The following is a 14,985-nucleotide window of genomic DNA, read 5'->3' as shown; positions in this document are numbered from 1 at the left end:
TTTTTACATAGATAAGCAAATTTTAATATTGCTTTAGTAAAACAGCCCGCCTTCCGAAATAACTACTGCTCTCTTTCTCTGTTAAAAACCGCAACCGGCATGCTGCTCGACTCATTTGAGCGCTGAAAATTTATCCAGCATTTATCCATCAGTTTGTCATTATTGGTCATTATCGGGCAATATCGGGCAATGGCGTTTTTCCTCAATCTGTGATAGAAAGGCATAAAAAAACCCGTCATACGGGATGTATGGCGGGTTTTGAGGGGGGTAATTCTGAAAAATAAGTGAGCGAGAAACGGGACTCGAACCCGCGACCCCAACCTTGGCAAGGTTGTGCTCTACCAGCTGAGCTATTCTCGCTTGTAGATTCTTAATATAACAATAAAATCCTTATCAGGACAAGTGGTCCGAATAAAAAAACTGGCTATAACCGGGCTTTATTGCGCACATCCGGATCGGGAATCCAGGATTTGAGTTCATGCCGGCTTGCCGGCACTTCGGGACGATCACGGTAGCGGTCGACAATACAGATAAAGCCAAGCGGACTGCCCCGGTCAGCATGAAACTGGTGGACAGTCTCCGGCGCGATGTAAACCGTGTCGAATGTATCCAGCTGATGATACTCATTTCCGAGAATCATACTTCCCTCACCGCGCACAATGATAACGGTGTGAGGGTGACGGTGTCTTTCAAGTGAAGAGTATCCGTCCGTTCCGATTTCAAAGTACCGGGTCTGGAAGTTAAGCCCTTGCTCATCATCATTTTCCCCTAACAATACGTAGCGTGTAACACTGTCGTAGCGGTCTGGAACAGGCTTGTACTTTTTCTTTTGAATGCCCGGCCAGTTAAATTCCTCATTGCGGATAATTTTTGATTGATCAGCCATGGTTCTGGTATTAATTACTTATGCATCAGTGACTGTAAAAACGAACGTGAGGCTTCAGCTATTCCCCTCGAATCCTCATAAAGGCTTCCCCCCATGAGAAAGGTGGTGTCATCGCCGTACTGTTCAAGCCAGTAACCCATGCGGCTGTGTTTCATGCCGCCACCGGGAACGGGAAAACACGTTTTAAATGGCAGATCGGTTCTTCTTGCCTGCTGGTTTATGGCCGAACAGGTTTCATAGGGAAAAGAAAACCGTCCCCCTGTATTGGGATAAATCACAAAATCGGCACCCAGCGCGCGCCATAATGCTCCGTAAAACAGCCCGGGATCAAATCCGTGACAGCGTTCCGGATCTGTCCGTGAAGCAGTTGGTTCGGTGCCGGATTTCCGGGCAAAACCCGGTGCATACCCCGGCGATGTCGCGTGCGTTATGATTGTTCCGCTGAAAGCGGGGTGTGCCATGACGGGCAAATCCGTGCTGTTTTGCGCCAGCTGATGCATGACGGAAAGCCCGGTCAGCATGGGAGCAAGCAGAACTCCGTCTGCGCCTGCTTCAGCTGCCTGTTCATATCGCTCTCCGATCCGGTAATGATCTGTTGTAATATTCGGAAAATACCGGCTTCGGCGGCCGGTTTTTTGAGCTGCTTTATCCATCGCCCTGACACAGGCTGCAACGCGGTCGGCGAACGGAGCATGGCTCTGATCGGCAAGTCCGTGATCGTCCTTGATTATGTCGATGCCTCCCAATGCAAAGCGGAAGGCCGATTCGGCAAGTTCTGAGGTGTTCTGCCCCATTGGCTTGAGTGCAGTGCAGCTTAGCGCACGATCCGGTATCTGCCAACGGGCGCGAAGGGCTTCAATGCCCAGGGAAGGTCCGCCCAGAAGGTGCGGTGCAAGATCATCCCACTGTATGTCGACAATGGCAATGCCCTGTTTCATGGAGATGTTCCCGAAGAGGATATTAAGGAGCTGGGTAATTTCTTCGCCATGATTGGATGCCGGCCAGGCAATGGTAACATCCAGTTGCAGCGGATCCAGGAAATCCGTGCGGATCACATCGCCGGTTACATGATCCATGTCCATAGCCTGCACCACTGCATCAGGCAGTTCAGCACTCTGCTCGAGCTGAAGAGCACGAATCCGGTCATCCGGGGATTCATCATCGTGCAGCGTCAGCCGGTAAGTGACGTGAAATCGGTCGGACATTTCTGGTTCACTTCTGTGCCGGAGTGAAAATCAGTTCAAAACCGGACGGGTTAAATATCTCCGGCAACGATGGTTTCATTTCGTCCCGGTCCCGTAGATACAATTACAACAGGAACTTCCAGGTAGTCGGATATGGCCTCAAGATAGGTACGTGTTGTCTGCGGAAGTTCGTCATAGCTTGTGGCTTCACGGGTCGACTCCTTCCAGCCGTTAAACTCGGTGTAAACCGGTTCAACCTTGTCTATTTCTTTGAGGCGCAGCGGAAAACGGGTAGTTTCACTGCCGTCGATCCGGTACGATGTACAGGCTTTGACAATGTCGAATTTATCCAGAACATCCAGCTTTGTAATAACCAGTTCATTCATGCCGTTGATCTTCACGGCGTATTTGAGTGCCACAAGGTCAATCCAGCCGCATCGCCGCGGCCGGCCGGTTGTGGAACCGAATTCATGTCCGGCTTCGCGAATGGCATCCCCGATTTTATCTTTCAGTTCGGTTGGAAAGGGGCCGTTGCCCACTCTGGTGCAGTACGCTTTGGCAATGCCCATGACATTGTCGATAGCAGTAGGCGGAATGCCTGTTCCGATGCAGGCGCCGCCGGAGACCGGTGAAGATGAGGTTACGTAAGGATAGGTGCCGTGATCAATATCGAGCAGGGCGCCCTGTGCCCCCTCCAGCAGAATATCACGTCCGGCGGCCAGCGCTTCGTGGATGCGTTCGGTGGTATTGCAGATATATGGTCTGAGCTTCTCGCCGGCATCAAGCATTTGGTTGTACATCGGGTCCAGCTCAAGAGGAGGCGAATTGTAGGCAGCCAGTCTGGCATTGACTTCGGTCAGGTTGGCCTCCATTTTCTGACGGAGGAAGTCCGGGTCAAGCAGGTCCATGATGCGAATGCCGACACGTGCAATCTTATGCATATAGGCCGGACCGATGCCCCTGCCGGTGGTGCCGATTTTCTGCTGGCCAAGTGCACTTTCGCCAACCTTGTCCAGGCTTTTATGATAGGGCATGATGACATGGGCAGTTTCACTGATCAGCAGCCGGCCTTCAACACTGGTTTCGGTTTTTTCTACCAGCTCGATTTCTTCCAGCAGTGTAAGGGGGTCGATGACCACACCGTTGCTGATGACACAACATGTATTATGGTGGAATATTCCGGATGGAATGAGGTGGAGAATATGTGTCTGGCCGTCGAAATTGAGTGTATGACCGGCATTGGCCCCACCCTGATAGCGGGCCACATAGTCGGCCTGATCACTAAGAAGATCGACAATTTTTCCTTTCCCCTCATCGCCCCACTGGGCTCCGATAACGACACGAACGGACATAAATAATTGAAATAAATAAGTTAATTGGGTCAGGCAGCAGTGTTTTCTGCTGCAGGTATCAAAAAAAAAGAGGTGCCGGAGCACCTCTTTTTCAAAGTAGCAGCACAGGTAATGATAACAGCTGCAAACAGGGTTTGCCGGTTTCTGTTATTCCTGTTTTGAAAATGACTCCACGGCTTCTTCAAGCGAACGAAAGTGTTGAAATACCGTTATCAGTTTGGTGATCATAAGCAGGCTTTGAATCTTGTCGGTGGCATTGGCAATGCGCAGGTCGCCGCCGGCGTTTCGCATTGTTGTCAACGCTCCTATCAGCATACCGAGCCCGGAGGAGTTCATAAACTTGACCTTGCTCAGGTCAACCACGGCATTTTTCTTTCCCTGGTCGATAAGCTCATGAAGCTTCTCGTTCAGCGTCAGTGCATCGGGGCCGCCCATGACATCACCCTTGAACTCGATGACAACACAATTGTATCGTTCTGATATATTGAAGCTCATATTTGGCAGTAGTTAGGTTAGAAGAACCGTTGAAATCAGGCTACGTTTTTGCGTGTCTTGAGTTGCAGGTCAACCAACAGCGAGCTGGCCACAAAGATAGAGCTGTATGTACCCAGCAATACTCCGATGATCAATGCAAACGAAAGCCCCTTCAACACATCACCTCCGAAAATAAATAGTATCGTAACTACAAACAAGGTGGTAATGGAAGTTACTACCGTACGGCTCAATGTGTTGTTGATACTGCGGTTGACCATTTTATCAAAACTTTCGGTTTTGAATATCAGGGAATTCTCGCGGATACGGTCAAACACCACCACCGTATCGTTCAGGGAATAACCCACAATGGTCAGAAACGCGGCAATCAGCGCCTGGTTGATGTCCAGACTGAACGGGACGATCCCGTGCAGTATGGTGAATATTCCCAGGGTTATAATCACATCATGAGCCAGCGCTGCCACAGCTCCGGCAGAGTAGGACCATTTTTTGAACCGTATGAGGATGTAGAGGAAAATGACTATCAGTGCAAAAATAATCGACATGATAGCCGCATTCCTGAGGTCATCAGCAAAGCTTGGTCCCACAGATTCCGTCTGAACAATTTGTGACGGATTGTCCGGATACAGGGAAGCCGCCGTTGAAGTGATAATCTGCTGTACTTCGGAGCTGCTCTTTTCAGTGTCAATGCGGATAATCATATCCCGTCCAACGCCAAGGCGGCGGATGTCAGGCATGGCATCGAGCGGTCCACTGAGTTCGGCACGCAATTCATCCGTGGAAGCGGGTTCTTCAAACTCGAGGATGATCTCGATTCCGCCGCGGAAGTCAATACCGTATTGGAGTCCCCTGCCGAAAATGGCTATCAGGGAAATCACTACCAGTGTAATCGAGATAACATACCCGACTTTCCGGTACGGTATAATGGTGTAATTTGCAGTTTCAAAAAGTCTCATGAGTTACAAAAATTTTATTATTTACAAGTTTCTGACAGGGATCAACCGTAGCTGATATTCCACTTTTTGTCTTTTGTCATCCAGTCTACAATCACACGCGTGATGATGATGGCACTGAAGAGTGAAGCGGCAATACCAGCCATAAGTGTAATGGCAAAGCCTTTGATCGGTCCGACACCAAAGCTGAACAGAATTACCGCTGTAAGGAAGGTGGTAATATTGGCGTCAAGGATCGCACTCATGGAGTTGGAATATCCGCTGTCGATGGCCGCAATGAGACTTTTTCCGGCCCTGAGTTCTTCCCTGATACGGTCGAAAATCAGTACGTTCGCGTCCACCGCCATACCAATGGTAAGCACAATTCCGGCAATACCCGGCAGGGTCAGCGTGGCATTGAATGCGGCAAGAATACCCATGATGAAGATAATGTTCAGAACAAGGGCAATGTCGGCAATTGCTCCTCCGGCACGGTAATAGACCATCATGAACACAACCACAATCATCAGACCGATCATCGCGGAGTTGAATCCTGCCCGGATGGAGGCCTCGCCGAGACTTGGTCCGACCGTCCGCTCCTGTACAATATCCAGCGGGGCGGGAAGCGCACCTGACATCAGAATATTGACAAGATCTTCAGCCTCGGCGCTGCTGGCCAGTCCGGTAATGGATGATCGCCCGCCGGTTATCTGACCCTGTACGACCGGATAGGAGTAAATCACACCGTCCAGTGCAATGGCAATGGGTCTGCCGATGTTGGCACCGGTTACACGAGCCCAGGTCCGGGCGCCCTGACGGTCCATGTTCATCGAGACCTCGGGTTGATTGGTATGCTGGTCGAATGTCGGGCGGGCTTCCGTGATGACATCACCGGTCAGTTCAACCTGGCGCCGCACCCCGATCAGGGTGTAATAACCTCGCCCTTCGGACTCAAACTGAGGGTTGGCTGTCCACATCAGTTCAATGTCACGGGGCAGCAAACGCTGAACATCTTCCTGCTTGATCAACTCGTTCACCCTGGCAGTATCGCGTCCGGCCGCCGATCCGAAGTTGACGCCCTGCCCCTGCGGCATCAGAACCTGCAGCAGCGGGTTATCCTGCTCTTCCTGATCCATATCGGTGAACTCATCTTCAAGGTCTATATCGTCTTCATCCTGCTGCGGATCAAAATGGGCGATGATTTGCTCGAGTGAGTGCCGCAGATCATCAGGATCAGCGGTGAGTCTGAACTCAAGCCGTGCCGTTCCGCGCAGCAGATCGCGCACCCGCTCCTCGTCGGTCACACCGGGCAGCTCCACAACCAGCCGGTTACTGCCCTGACGGACAATGGAAGGTTCAGTTACACCAAAACGGTCAACCCGGTTTCGCACAATTTCAATAGCCCGGTTAACGGCGGCATCGCGCTGCTCCTGAAGCCATTCCTGAATTTCGGAGTTGCTGGACCGGCGGGTGATGTTGTCGGCATCCGAGCGGAAATACCGACTGAGCCGTGCGTTGGGATCCCGCTCTTCAAAAGCCTCAACAAATTCATTGATGACATCCGAATTGTTATCCCGGGACCGCTGGTAGGCTACGCTCATGACGTCGTCAAATTCATCATCAGCATATTCGCTGGCAAGCTCCCGCATCAGCTGATTGGTTGCCAGTTCCAGTGTCACGTGCATACCGCCCTGAAGGTCGAGACCCAGAGTCAGTATTTTTTCTCTCATGCCCTCAATCCGGGCTTCATTTTCTTCGAGGTAGACGATGCGTTCTTCCTCGGGCATATTATCGATGTTCCTCATTTCGAGCCAGTACTGGAACGAGGGGAACAAATAATATATCGTCATTGCCAGAAAGGCGACGATAAAGGCCAGTTTGGTTCCATTTCCTTTCATAGATTCAATTCTGATTCTGCGTGTGAATAATGTATTGTGAAAAAACTGATTTCGGGAAGCCGGATAGTTTTCGTCAGCATTGCTGTCCTTTTCCCGGGGGGTGGGCTGTTGCAGATATCACAGGCATATTGCCCGGAACCGGGTAATCATGTTTTAAAATTGATTACGCGCCGGGATAACGGGTAAGCAAACCCGGCATATCTGCTCTACAAGTCGCTATGGGGCGTTTATTGCAATTCCGCTGACAAGCGGGCGAAGGATCAGTCTGATGTAGTCCCAGGCTTCGCTGATTCTGCTGTAAGCACCGACTACGAAACTCAATGATTGTGTTATCTGATCCCGGTAGGATTTGTTGTCCTTCTCGGTAGCAACGGGAACCTGTGACTGCCGGTCACTGATCATGACGGTGTCGGCAGCAGCTTCCTGCTGGTGAAGGGTCCACTTGATCAGCAGCGTATTATAAATGTCATCATCCGAAGCATCACCGGAATTCACAGGCAGTACAAAATCATCCTGATGACTGCTTATGATGGATGTAGCCTGGCGAAGAAGTCCGGGTATGTCACCGTCCTGATTGCTGAGCGAGCTGATTTTGTTGTGAACCACAGGATTGGTTGTATCCGAACGCAAATCCAGAAGCCAGTTCGAAACCGACTCACCGTTGTTGGCCCGGTCTTTTCCCGGCCAGGCAACAATCAGCATGCCTGTTACAAACAGGAGCAGTACGGCTATTTTGATGCTATGTGAGCGGAAATATGACATTACCCCGCAATATAACGAAATCAGGGTTCGGTGGCAATGTGATTTTGGCTGCCACAGGCTGGTTTGTTACGAAGATCCAATCAGATAAACGACTGTTAAACCGGTATGTTATATCCGGCCCGCGCCATTTCCTCACGCAGATACCGTCCGGTATGTGAATGGCCGGAACGGGACAGTTCTTCGGGAGTGCCGGCGGCGATGATCTTTCCGCCTTCTGAGCCCCCTTCCGGACCCATATCAATGATGTGGTCGGCAGCAAGAATGAGGTCGAGGTTGTGTTCGATGACTACCACCGTGTTCCCCTTGTCGACCAGCTTCTGGATCACATTGACGAGCATTTTGACATCCTGGAAGTGCAGGCCTGTGGTCGGTTCATCCATCACATACAGGGTGTCGCCTGTCCCGATTTTCGAAAGTTCTCTTGCAAGCTTGATGCGCTGTGCCTCCCCGCCGCTGATTGTTGTACTGGACTGCCCCAGTGTCAGATAGCCGAGTCCGACCGAATTCATGGTCTCGAGTATCCGCTTTACGCGCGGCACGGCATCGAAAAACTCAGCCGCCTCTTCAATCTGCATCTCCAGTACATCAGCGATGTTTTTCCCTTTGTACCGGATATCCAGTGTTTCGCGATTGTACCGTTTTCCCTTGCAGCTTTCACAAGTCACATAAACATCCGGCAGAAAGTTCATCTCGATCTTTTTGACACCGTCACCGGTGCAGGCCTCGCAGCGCCCCCCTTTGACATTAAAGGAAAACCGGCCCTGTCCGTATCCCCGGATTTTGGCGTCGGGCAGTTCGGCAAAAAGCGAGCGGATGACATCGAACACTTTGGTATATGTGCCGGGGTTGGATCGCGGCGTCCTGCCGATCGGACTCTGGTCGATGGAGATGATTTTGTTGAGATGATCGAGCCCCTGAACCTGATCATAGGGGAGAGGCACTGATTTGGACTGGTAAAAATGGCTGCTGAGCAGGGGAACCACGGTCTGATTGATCAGAGAGCTTTTGCCGCTTCCGCTGACACCGGTAACGCATGTAAACGTGCCGAGCGGCAGGTTCATGTCCACCGACTGCAGATTGTGCCCCCGGGCTCCGGTTACGGTCAGCTCTTTGCCCTTGCCTTTTCTTCGGGATTCAGGCAGGGCTATGGACTCTTTGTAATGCAGATAGCGGGCCGTCAGCGAATTTTGATCCAGCTCGCCGGGCCGCCCTTCCGTTACAATATGCCCGCCGAACCGTCCCGCTCCCGGACCCAGATCAACTACATAATCGGCATGCTCTATGGTTTCACGGTCATGCTCGACAACGATGACGCTGTTTCCCAGGTCGCGGAGAAGCTTAAGGGAGTTGATCAGCTTGATATTATCCCGCTGATGCAGTCCGATACTGGGTTCGTCAAGTATATAGAGAACTCCGACGAGCTGAGTGCCGATTTGTGTGGCCAGCCGTATCCGTTGAGCCTCACCTCCGCTGATGGTCTGTGCCTCGCGGTCAAGGGACAGGTAGTTCAGCCCGACGTTGAGCAGAAAATCGAGCCGGTCACGTATTTCCTTGACTACCTGCGATGCGATGACACGCTGACGTTCCCCCAGATCAAGCTGATCAACCGTTTTACGCAATGTGCGGATATCCTGCCTGACCAGGTCGTGAATATTGTAATCGCCGATCCGGTAAGACAAGGCCTCTTTTTTCAGCCGGCCGCCGCCGCAGGTGTCACAGGCAATGCGATTCATGAACGCTCTGGCCTTGTCGCGCTGCTTCGGGCTTTTCGACTCCTCATACTGTTCACGGATCAGGGTGATCAGACCGGGAAAAGAGTGTTTGTAGGTAACGCTGCTGTTCCGGAATTCATAGGTTACATTGAATTTATCCTCGCCGCTGCCATGGATAATGATTTCCCGCAGGTTTTCCGGAAGTTCGGATACCGGAGTATCAAACGAGGCTTTGTAAGCATCAAATACAGCCTCCAGCTGTTTGAATACAAAGATGTTCCGGGGCTTTCCAGGGTAGCGCAAGGCTCCTTCATTTATACTCTGGGAGGTGTTGGGAATGACAAGTTTCGGGTCGACATCATAACGATAGCCCAGTCCGTCACAATCCGGGCAAGCGCCATAGGGTGAGTTGAATGAGAACATATTGGGAGCCGGCTCGTCATAGGACAAACCGCTCTCCGGGTCGAACAGGTTCTGGGAGAAGAGCATGTCCCGGAACCCGTCCGGATGGTCTTTGTCCTCGATGGCCAGTATCAGGTTGCCGTCGGCCATGTCCAGGGCTATGTCCACACTCTGCTCAATGCGGCTGCGGCTGTTTTCAGAAATCACAAAACGATCCACAACGACCTCAATATTGTGGGTTTTGTAGCGGTCTGCCTGCATGCCCTCTTCGATTTCGCGGAACGTTCCGTCAATCCGGACCCGGATGAATCCCTGCTTGAGCGTCTGCTCAAAAAGCTCCCGGTAATGGCCTTTCCTTCCGCGGACCACCGGTGCGAGACAATAGGCCCGGGTACCCTGCGGAAGCTGCAGTATGCTGGCAACCACCTCTTCGGGAGTCTGCTTTTTCATCTGATTCCCGGTAATATAGGAGTACGGGGTTCCCGCACGGGCAAACAAAAGCCTGAGGTAGTCATAAATTTCGGTAACCGTACCGACCGTCGAACGCGGGTTTCGGCTGGTGGTTTTCTGATCGATGGAGATCACCGGTGAGAGTCCGTCAATGAAGTCGGTTTCCGGACGTTCCATCATTCCCAGAAACTGTCGCGCATAGGCAGAAAGAGATTCCATGAACCGTCGCTGTCCTTCGGCATAGATGGTGTCGAAAGCCAGGGACGTTTTCCCCGAACCGGAAATACCCGTAATCACGACAAACTGATCCCTCGGGATATCCAGATCAATATTTTTCAGGTTGTGTTCGCGGGCTCCGCGTATGGTTATGGCGTTCCTGGGCATGAAATTGAAATAGGATAAAAGAAAAACTTCAAAGTTATTACAATACGGTCATTTTTTAAACCGCAATCGGCATCATAATCATTCGTTTATTCCGCTCTAAGCATTATCTTATGGAAATGCCTGTTGACAGACGCATGATTAAAAACGATCATGACTGTATAAATCCAAAATTCTAAACTGATGAAACAGATCACCGCTGCTTTACTCTTTGTCGCACTGACGGCCGGATCGGTTGCCGGCAATACCCCGGTAGATTATGATGGACCCTGGAAGCATGCCGAAGGACCGTACGGCGGATCGGTTTGGGCGCTTCATATCGCCGGTGACGGTGTTATTCTTGCCGGAACCCTGAGTCACGGGGTGTATTTCTCGACTGATGAGGGGGATTCATGGCTGCATAGCAATCTTGACAATGAATCGGTCTATGATTTTGCCAAAGGATCCGGCGAGACCATATTTGCCGCCACCCAGGACGGCGTTTATCGTTCCGATGATAACGGACGCAGCTGGCAGCGGAAGTCATCCGGCATGGAAGAGACCCGGGTGCAGTCTGTGTTTGTTCACGAATCCGGACGGGTTTTCGCCGCAACACTCGTTGGCGGCATCTATACCTCGGACGATGACGGGGATTCATGGAGGGAAGCCAATGAAGGGGTACCCCTCAACTTTGCCTATGCACTTGGTGCCCACGCTGATGGTACCATGTTTGCCGGAATAACCAACCGTATTTTCCGTTCCGATGATGAGGGTGACACCTGGACAGAAACGGAATCGGACTTTCCGAATGTCCGCGCTCATGCCATCATTGCTGACAACAGCGGCAACCTGTTTGTTGCCACTCAGGACGGTGTCTATCGTTCTGATGATGACGGCAGCAGCTGGCATGCCACCGGAAATCAGTTTGAAGATTCCGGGATTTACGATCTGGCGCTCGGTGAAGACAACCAGCTTATTGCGGCCACGCGAAAAGGTGTGTATGTGTCCGGTGATGAAGGGGAGACCTGGGAATCCGCCGGCTTGACGGATCATCCGGTTTATTCCGCAGCCTCATCCCGGGGAATCACCGTCGTGGGCGGTAATCCCGGTGTATTCATCATGGAATAGCAAACACCCGACACACTCCAGGTTCCATAGATTTTGTCTTTAGTCATTCTGGGAATAGAAACATCGTGTGATGAAACAGCTGCTGCCGTCTATGACGGCAACCGGCTGCTGTCCAGTGTGATCGCATCCCAAAGTGATCATGTGGATTACGGCGGCATTGTTCCAGAACTTGCCTCGCGGGCACACGAGCGCGTTATTCATGATACGGTTGCGGCCGCCATAAGACAGGCTGATGTCACTTCTGACCGGATTGATGCCATTGCAGTTACTGAGGGACCCGGACTGATGGGATCGCTGCTTGTCGGACTTTGCTTCGCCAAAGGTCTTGCCATTCAGTGGAACAAACCGGTCATTGGTGTCAATCACATCGATGCCCACATCTATGCCACGTTTATTGATGAAGAACCGGAGCTCCCCTTTGTAAGCCTCGTGGTTTCAGGCGGACACACCCAGATATTTCATGTTGCGCGACCGCTGCAGCATGAACTCATGGGTCAGACGCGGGACGATGCCGCCGGAGAAGCCTTTGACAAGATCGGCAAGCTTCTGGGACTCGATTATCCGGCCGGACCGGAGATTGACCGGCGGGCAAAATCAGGTGATCCCGCATTTTATGATTTTCCCAGGGCAATGATGAAAAAGGGACTCGATTTCAGTTTTTCCGGACTGAAGACTTCGGTGCTCTATTACCTGCAGAAAATTCCGGAGAAGGAGCGGGAAGCCTTCCTTGAAAAGCACCGTGACCATCTCTGTGCCAGCGTGGCTTCGGCAATCACTGATGTGCTGGTCAACAAATTGCAGCAGGCGGTGCGGCAAACCGGCGTGAAAAGTGTGATTATTGCCGGCGGCGTATCGGCAAACTCCATGCTTCGTGACAAGGCAAGAAAAATGGCTGAAAAGTCAGGCGTCAAACTGCACATTCCCCATCCCAGGTATTGTACAGACAATGCTGCAATGATTGCCGTAACGGGTTGGTTCAAGGCCGATCAGGGCCTATTCGATGACTTGCATCTGAAACCGTACGCCCGGTTCAACTGGAAAAAATCAGGTTAGCGCCGCGGCGGGCAAAGACGGTCAGATGAACACCGGATGAGCACTGCTACCCTTTATCCCTGAAACTTTTTGCTTGCATCAACGGCAAGCCTGTCGACACGATTGTTGCGCTCATCAGTAGAGTGCCCCTTCACTTTCACCCATTCCACATCGTGCGGCTGCATCACCTGAAGCAGCTCCTCCCAGAGATCCCGGTTCTCCACCGGTTTTTTATCCGCTTTTTTCCAGCCTTTGCGCAGCCAGTTGTCGATCCATCCCCGGGTGAATGCATTTATGATGAGCGCACTGTCGCTGTGAACGGATACCCTGCAGGGCTTTTTGAGTATTCTGAGAGCCTCAATGATTGCCCGCAGTTCCATGCGGTTATTGGTCGTATTGGCTTCACCTCCGCTGATCGTTTTTTCCTGATCCTTCCACTGCAACAGCGCACCCCATCCGCCCGGGCCGGGGTTGCCGCTGCAGGCGCCATCCGTGTAGATAATGACATGCTGTTTTTTGTTGTTTACGGATGCACTGCTGCTTTTTGACTTACTCATCAGCTTTGGTCTGATATTTTTGTGATATGGTTGCAATCAATTTGTTGATGCGGTCGGTATTATGTCTAATCTGAATATCCCACGGCTCTTCACGAGACGGATCTGTTGCGGCGACAGCCCGGCTTGCATTGATAAGCGGCAGTCCGTCATGACCGGACAGGACCCGGTCAAGTTCGGGAACGGATCCGCCCTGGGCACCAACTCCGGGAATCAGAAGCGGCGCTTCAGGGTAAGCCCGCAAAACGGGCGTGTAGTGTTCCGGTTGTGTTGCACCGATGACCATTCCCAGTGAGCCGGGGTAACGGGCCGACACCTCCCGCAGCCTGCCGGCGATATACGCACTTAATGATTTCTCTGTGCCAAACGGCCGGGTCATGAGCTCATCAGCGCCGGGGTTGGAAGTAAGTGCAAGAGCATAGACAGCACGTCCGGCATCATCAAGAAACGGGGCCAGCGTATCGGTGCCCATAAAAGGGGAGAGAGTTATGGCGTCAAATCCGAACCGGTCGAACCAGGCTGCCTTGTACCGTGCATTGGTATGCGGGACATCGCACCGTTTGGCATCTGCAATGACCACCTTTCCAGAGGGAACCGCATCCAGGATTTCGTTTAGTACATGGAAACCATCCGCACCGAGTGCTTCAAAGTAGGCTGTGTTGAATTTGTAGGCAGCTGCTCCCGTTTTGGTTTGTTCAATGACGCGTCTGCAGAAAAAGACCGTCATATCGTTCTCAGACTGCTCCATTGCTCTGACTTCCCGGGGAAATGTTTCCGGAACGGGATCCACGCCTACGCAGAGGACCGAGCGGGAGTTGCGAATGGAGGCTTGTAATTTGGAGATGTAGCTCATGGACAGCAGATGATCGGATGGTAATTATCCGTAATTTAGTTCCTTTTTGTACCGCACCGAAAATACAATAATCCCGAGGCTTTTTTTTGCCGATTTAATGGAAAATCGGGATATATTTTGAGCCCGGCGTTGTTAGGGTCATTCAGCAACATTTGAAAACGGCAATTTTATCCAATCTGTGACATGCAGACATCCCGGTGGTTTGAATCCTGGTTTGACAGCCCGCTCTATGATCAGCTCTATTCCTACAGAGACGACAAAGAGGCGGCACGTCTTGTTTCCTGGATTCGTCACAGGTTTCCTCCGGAAAAACACCCGGAAGTGCTGGATATGGGTTGCGGAAGAGGCCGCCATTCATTGCTGCTGGCGGACGAAGGGTACCGGGTGACCGGAGTGGACTTGTCACCGCTCGCCATTTCGAAAGCTTTGGAAAAGGCACAGAACGGCTCACTCCGCAAGACAAAAAAAACGTCCTCTGCTGCGTTTGAAATCGGAGATATGCGTACCTGGCGGGGCGGGCCGTTTGATCTGGTTTGCAATCTGTTCACCAGTTTCGGGTATTTTGACGATGACGGGGATAATGCGTTGGTGCTGAATAACATGGTGGCCAGTATCAAAAATGACGGATATCTGGTTATGGATTACCTGAATGCGGATTACACCAAAAAGCATCTGGTTCCGCATGAACTGCTGGAGGTCGGATCCATGCAGTGTGAAATCACCCGTGTTATTGAAAAAGATACCGTCATCAAAACGATTCATTTCCGGCACCAAAGCAGCCGGGAGCATCAGAATTATCAGGAGCGGGTCAAACTGTATGACCGAAGCTGGTTCCGTGACAAATTCCGGGAGGCCGGACTGGAAGACCCGCAGGCGGCCGGAGATTACGATGGAAGTGAATATGACCCGGCCGGCAGTCCCCGCCTCATCCTTTACGCCGGGAACAAGGGCTCCTGAACGGTCTAAGGGTAATCATTATTCGGGGGTA

At 51.7% G+C, this 14,985-nt stretch carries 13 protein-coding genes and 1 tRNA gene; 3 read left to right on the top strand and 11 right to left on the bottom strand.

Annotated elements, in window-relative coordinates:
- Window positions 1-287: 287 nt before the first annotated feature.
- From NATSA_RS01690 to uvrA, 9 genes are all read right to left on the bottom strand, one after another.
- A tRNA-Gly gene (locus NATSA_RS01690) sits at window positions 288-360 on the bottom strand.
- Between the two features lie 64 nt (window positions 361-424).
- Window positions 425-886 carry a cupin domain-containing protein gene (locus tag NATSA_RS01685; protein ID WP_210509795.1) on the bottom strand — a complete coding sequence of 154 codons (462 nt, stop codon included), beginning with the start codon at window positions 884-886 and terminating at the stop codon, window positions 425-427.
- Window positions 887-900: 14 nt separating this feature from the next.
- On the bottom strand, window positions 901-2,091 hold the full coding sequence (locus NATSA_RS01680; protein WP_210509792.1) for a RuBisCO large subunit C-terminal-like domain-containing protein: 1,191 nt from the start codon (window positions 2,089-2,091) through the stop codon (window positions 901-903).
- Between the two features lie 50 nt (window positions 2,092-2,141).
- Complete coding sequence (locus tag NATSA_RS01675) at window positions 2,142-3,422, bottom strand: adenylosuccinate synthase (RefSeq protein ID WP_210509789.1); 1,281 nt, start codon at window positions 3,420-3,422, stop codon at window positions 2,142-2,144.
- Between the two features lie 147 nt (window positions 3,423-3,569).
- Window positions 3,570-3,917 carry an STAS domain-containing protein gene (locus NATSA_RS01670; protein WP_210509786.1) on the bottom strand — a complete coding sequence of 116 codons (348 nt, stop codon included), beginning with the start codon at window positions 3,915-3,917 and terminating at the stop codon, window positions 3,570-3,572.
- A 35-nt stretch (window positions 3,918-3,952) separates the two neighbouring features.
- Complete coding sequence (gene secF / locus NATSA_RS01665) at window positions 3,953-4,870, bottom strand: protein translocase subunit SecF (protein WP_210509783.1); 918 nt, start codon at window positions 4,868-4,870, stop codon at window positions 3,953-3,955.
- A gap of 41 nt (window positions 4,871-4,911) precedes the next feature.
- Window positions 4,912-6,744, bottom strand: a complete 1,833-nt coding sequence (secD, locus tag NATSA_RS01660; RefSeq protein WP_210509779.1) for a protein translocase subunit SecD — start codon at window positions 6,742-6,744, stop codon at window positions 4,912-4,914.
- Between the two features lie 216 nt (window positions 6,745-6,960).
- Window positions 6,961-7,506 (bottom strand): hypothetical protein, encoded by a 546-nt coding sequence (locus NATSA_RS01655; RefSeq protein WP_210509776.1) that lies wholly within the window; start codon window positions 7,504-7,506, stop codon window positions 6,961-6,963.
- Between the two features lie 95 nt (window positions 7,507-7,601).
- Window positions 7,602-10,454 (bottom strand): excinuclease ABC subunit UvrA, encoded by a 2,853-nt coding sequence (gene uvrA, locus NATSA_RS01650; RefSeq protein ID WP_210509773.1) that lies wholly within the window; start codon window positions 10,452-10,454, stop codon window positions 7,602-7,604.
- A 180-nt stretch (window positions 10,455-10,634) separates the two neighbouring features.
- On the opposite strand from uvrA, the gene NATSA_RS01645 reads away from it, so the two are divergent.
- The gene (locus NATSA_RS01645; RefSeq protein WP_210509771.1) at window positions 10,635-11,558 is read left to right on the top strand and encodes a sialidase family protein; all 924 of its coding nucleotides are present in this window, start codon (window positions 10,635-10,637) and stop codon (window positions 11,556-11,558) included.
- Window positions 11,559-11,591: 33 nt separating this feature from the next.
- The gene (gene tsaD / locus NATSA_RS01640) at window positions 11,592-12,611 is read left to right on the top strand and encodes a tRNA (adenosine(37)-N6)-threonylcarbamoyltransferase complex transferase subunit TsaD (RefSeq protein WP_210509770.1); all 1,020 of its coding nucleotides are present in this window, start codon (window positions 11,592-11,594) and stop codon (window positions 12,609-12,611) included.
- Window positions 12,612-12,664: 53 nt separating this feature from the next.
- Here tsaD and rnhA read toward each other — a convergent pair whose 3' ends face one another.
- Both rnhA and pyrF read right to left on the bottom strand, forming a co-directional pair.
- Window positions 12,665-13,147 carry a ribonuclease HI gene (gene rnhA / locus NATSA_RS01635; RefSeq protein ID WP_210509767.1) on the bottom strand — a complete coding sequence of 161 codons (483 nt, stop codon included), beginning with the start codon at window positions 13,145-13,147 and terminating at the stop codon, window positions 12,665-12,667.
- A complete protein-coding gene (gene pyrF, locus NATSA_RS01630) occupies window positions 13,140-13,997 on the bottom strand; it encodes an orotidine-5'-phosphate decarboxylase (protein WP_210509764.1) in 858 nt (285 codons plus the stop codon). The genes rnhA and pyrF overlap by 8 nt, the downstream gene beginning before the upstream one ends.
- A 183-nt stretch (window positions 13,998-14,180) precedes the next feature.
- Between pyrF and NATSA_RS01625 the strand changes: the two genes are divergently transcribed.
- The gene (locus NATSA_RS01625; protein ID WP_210509762.1) at window positions 14,181-14,954 is read left to right on the top strand and encodes a class I SAM-dependent methyltransferase; all 774 of its coding nucleotides are present in this window, start codon (window positions 14,181-14,183) and stop codon (window positions 14,952-14,954) included.
- Window positions 14,955-14,985: the final 31 nt, after the last annotated feature.

Source organism: Natronogracilivirga saccharolytica (genome assembly GCF_017921895.1).
GTDB classification, from domain to species: Bacteria; Bacteroidota; Rhodothermia; order Balneolales; family Natronogracilivirgulaceae; genus Natronogracilivirga; species Natronogracilivirga saccharolytica.
Note: the sequence above shows the minus strand (reverse complement) of the source record. Positions and strands in the feature narration are given on the sequence as shown.

Bases quoted from the DNA above. Each gene is read 5' to 3' on its own strand.
- NATSA_RS01685 (WP_210509795.1), bottom strand. From the start codon at position 886: ATGGCTGATCAATCAAAAATTATCCGCAATGAGGAATTTAACTGGCCG.
- NATSA_RS01680 (WP_210509792.1), bottom strand. From the start codon at position 2,091: ATGTCCGACCGATTTCACGTCACTTACCGGCTGACGCTGCACGATGAT.
- NATSA_RS01675 (WP_210509789.1), bottom strand. From the start codon at position 3,422: ATGTCCGTTCGTGTCGTTATCGGAGCCCAGTGGGGCGATGAGGGGAAA.
- NATSA_RS01670 (WP_210509786.1), bottom strand. From the start codon at position 3,917: ATGAGCTTCAATATATCAGAACGATACAATTGTGTTGTCATCGAGTTC.
- secF (WP_210509783.1), bottom strand. From the start codon at position 4,870: ATGAGACTTTTTGAAACTGCAAATTACACCATTATACCGTACCGGAAA.
- secD (WP_210509779.1), bottom strand. From the start codon at position 6,744: ATGAAAGGAAATGGAACCAAACTGGCCTTTATCGTCGCCTTTCTGGCA.
- NATSA_RS01655 (WP_210509776.1), bottom strand. From the start codon at position 7,506: ATGTCATATTTCCGCTCACATAGCATCAAAATAGCCGTACTGCTCCTG.
- uvrA (WP_210509773.1), bottom strand. From the start codon at position 10,454: ATGCCCAGGAACGCCATAACCATACGCGGAGCCCGCGAACACAACCTG.
- NATSA_RS01645 (WP_210509771.1), top strand. From the start codon at position 10,635: ATGAAACAGATCACCGCTGCTTTACTCTTTGTCGCACTGACGGCCGGA.
- rnhA (WP_210509767.1), bottom strand. From the start codon at position 13,147: ATGAGTAAGTCAAAAAGCAGCAGTGCATCCGTAAACAACAAAAAACAG.
- pyrF (WP_210509764.1), bottom strand. From the start codon at position 13,997: ATGAGCTACATCTCCAAATTACAAGCCTCCATTCGCAACTCCCGCTCG.
- NATSA_RS01625 (WP_210509762.1), top strand. From the start codon at position 14,181: ATGCAGACATCCCGGTGGTTTGAATCCTGGTTTGACAGCCCGCTCTAT.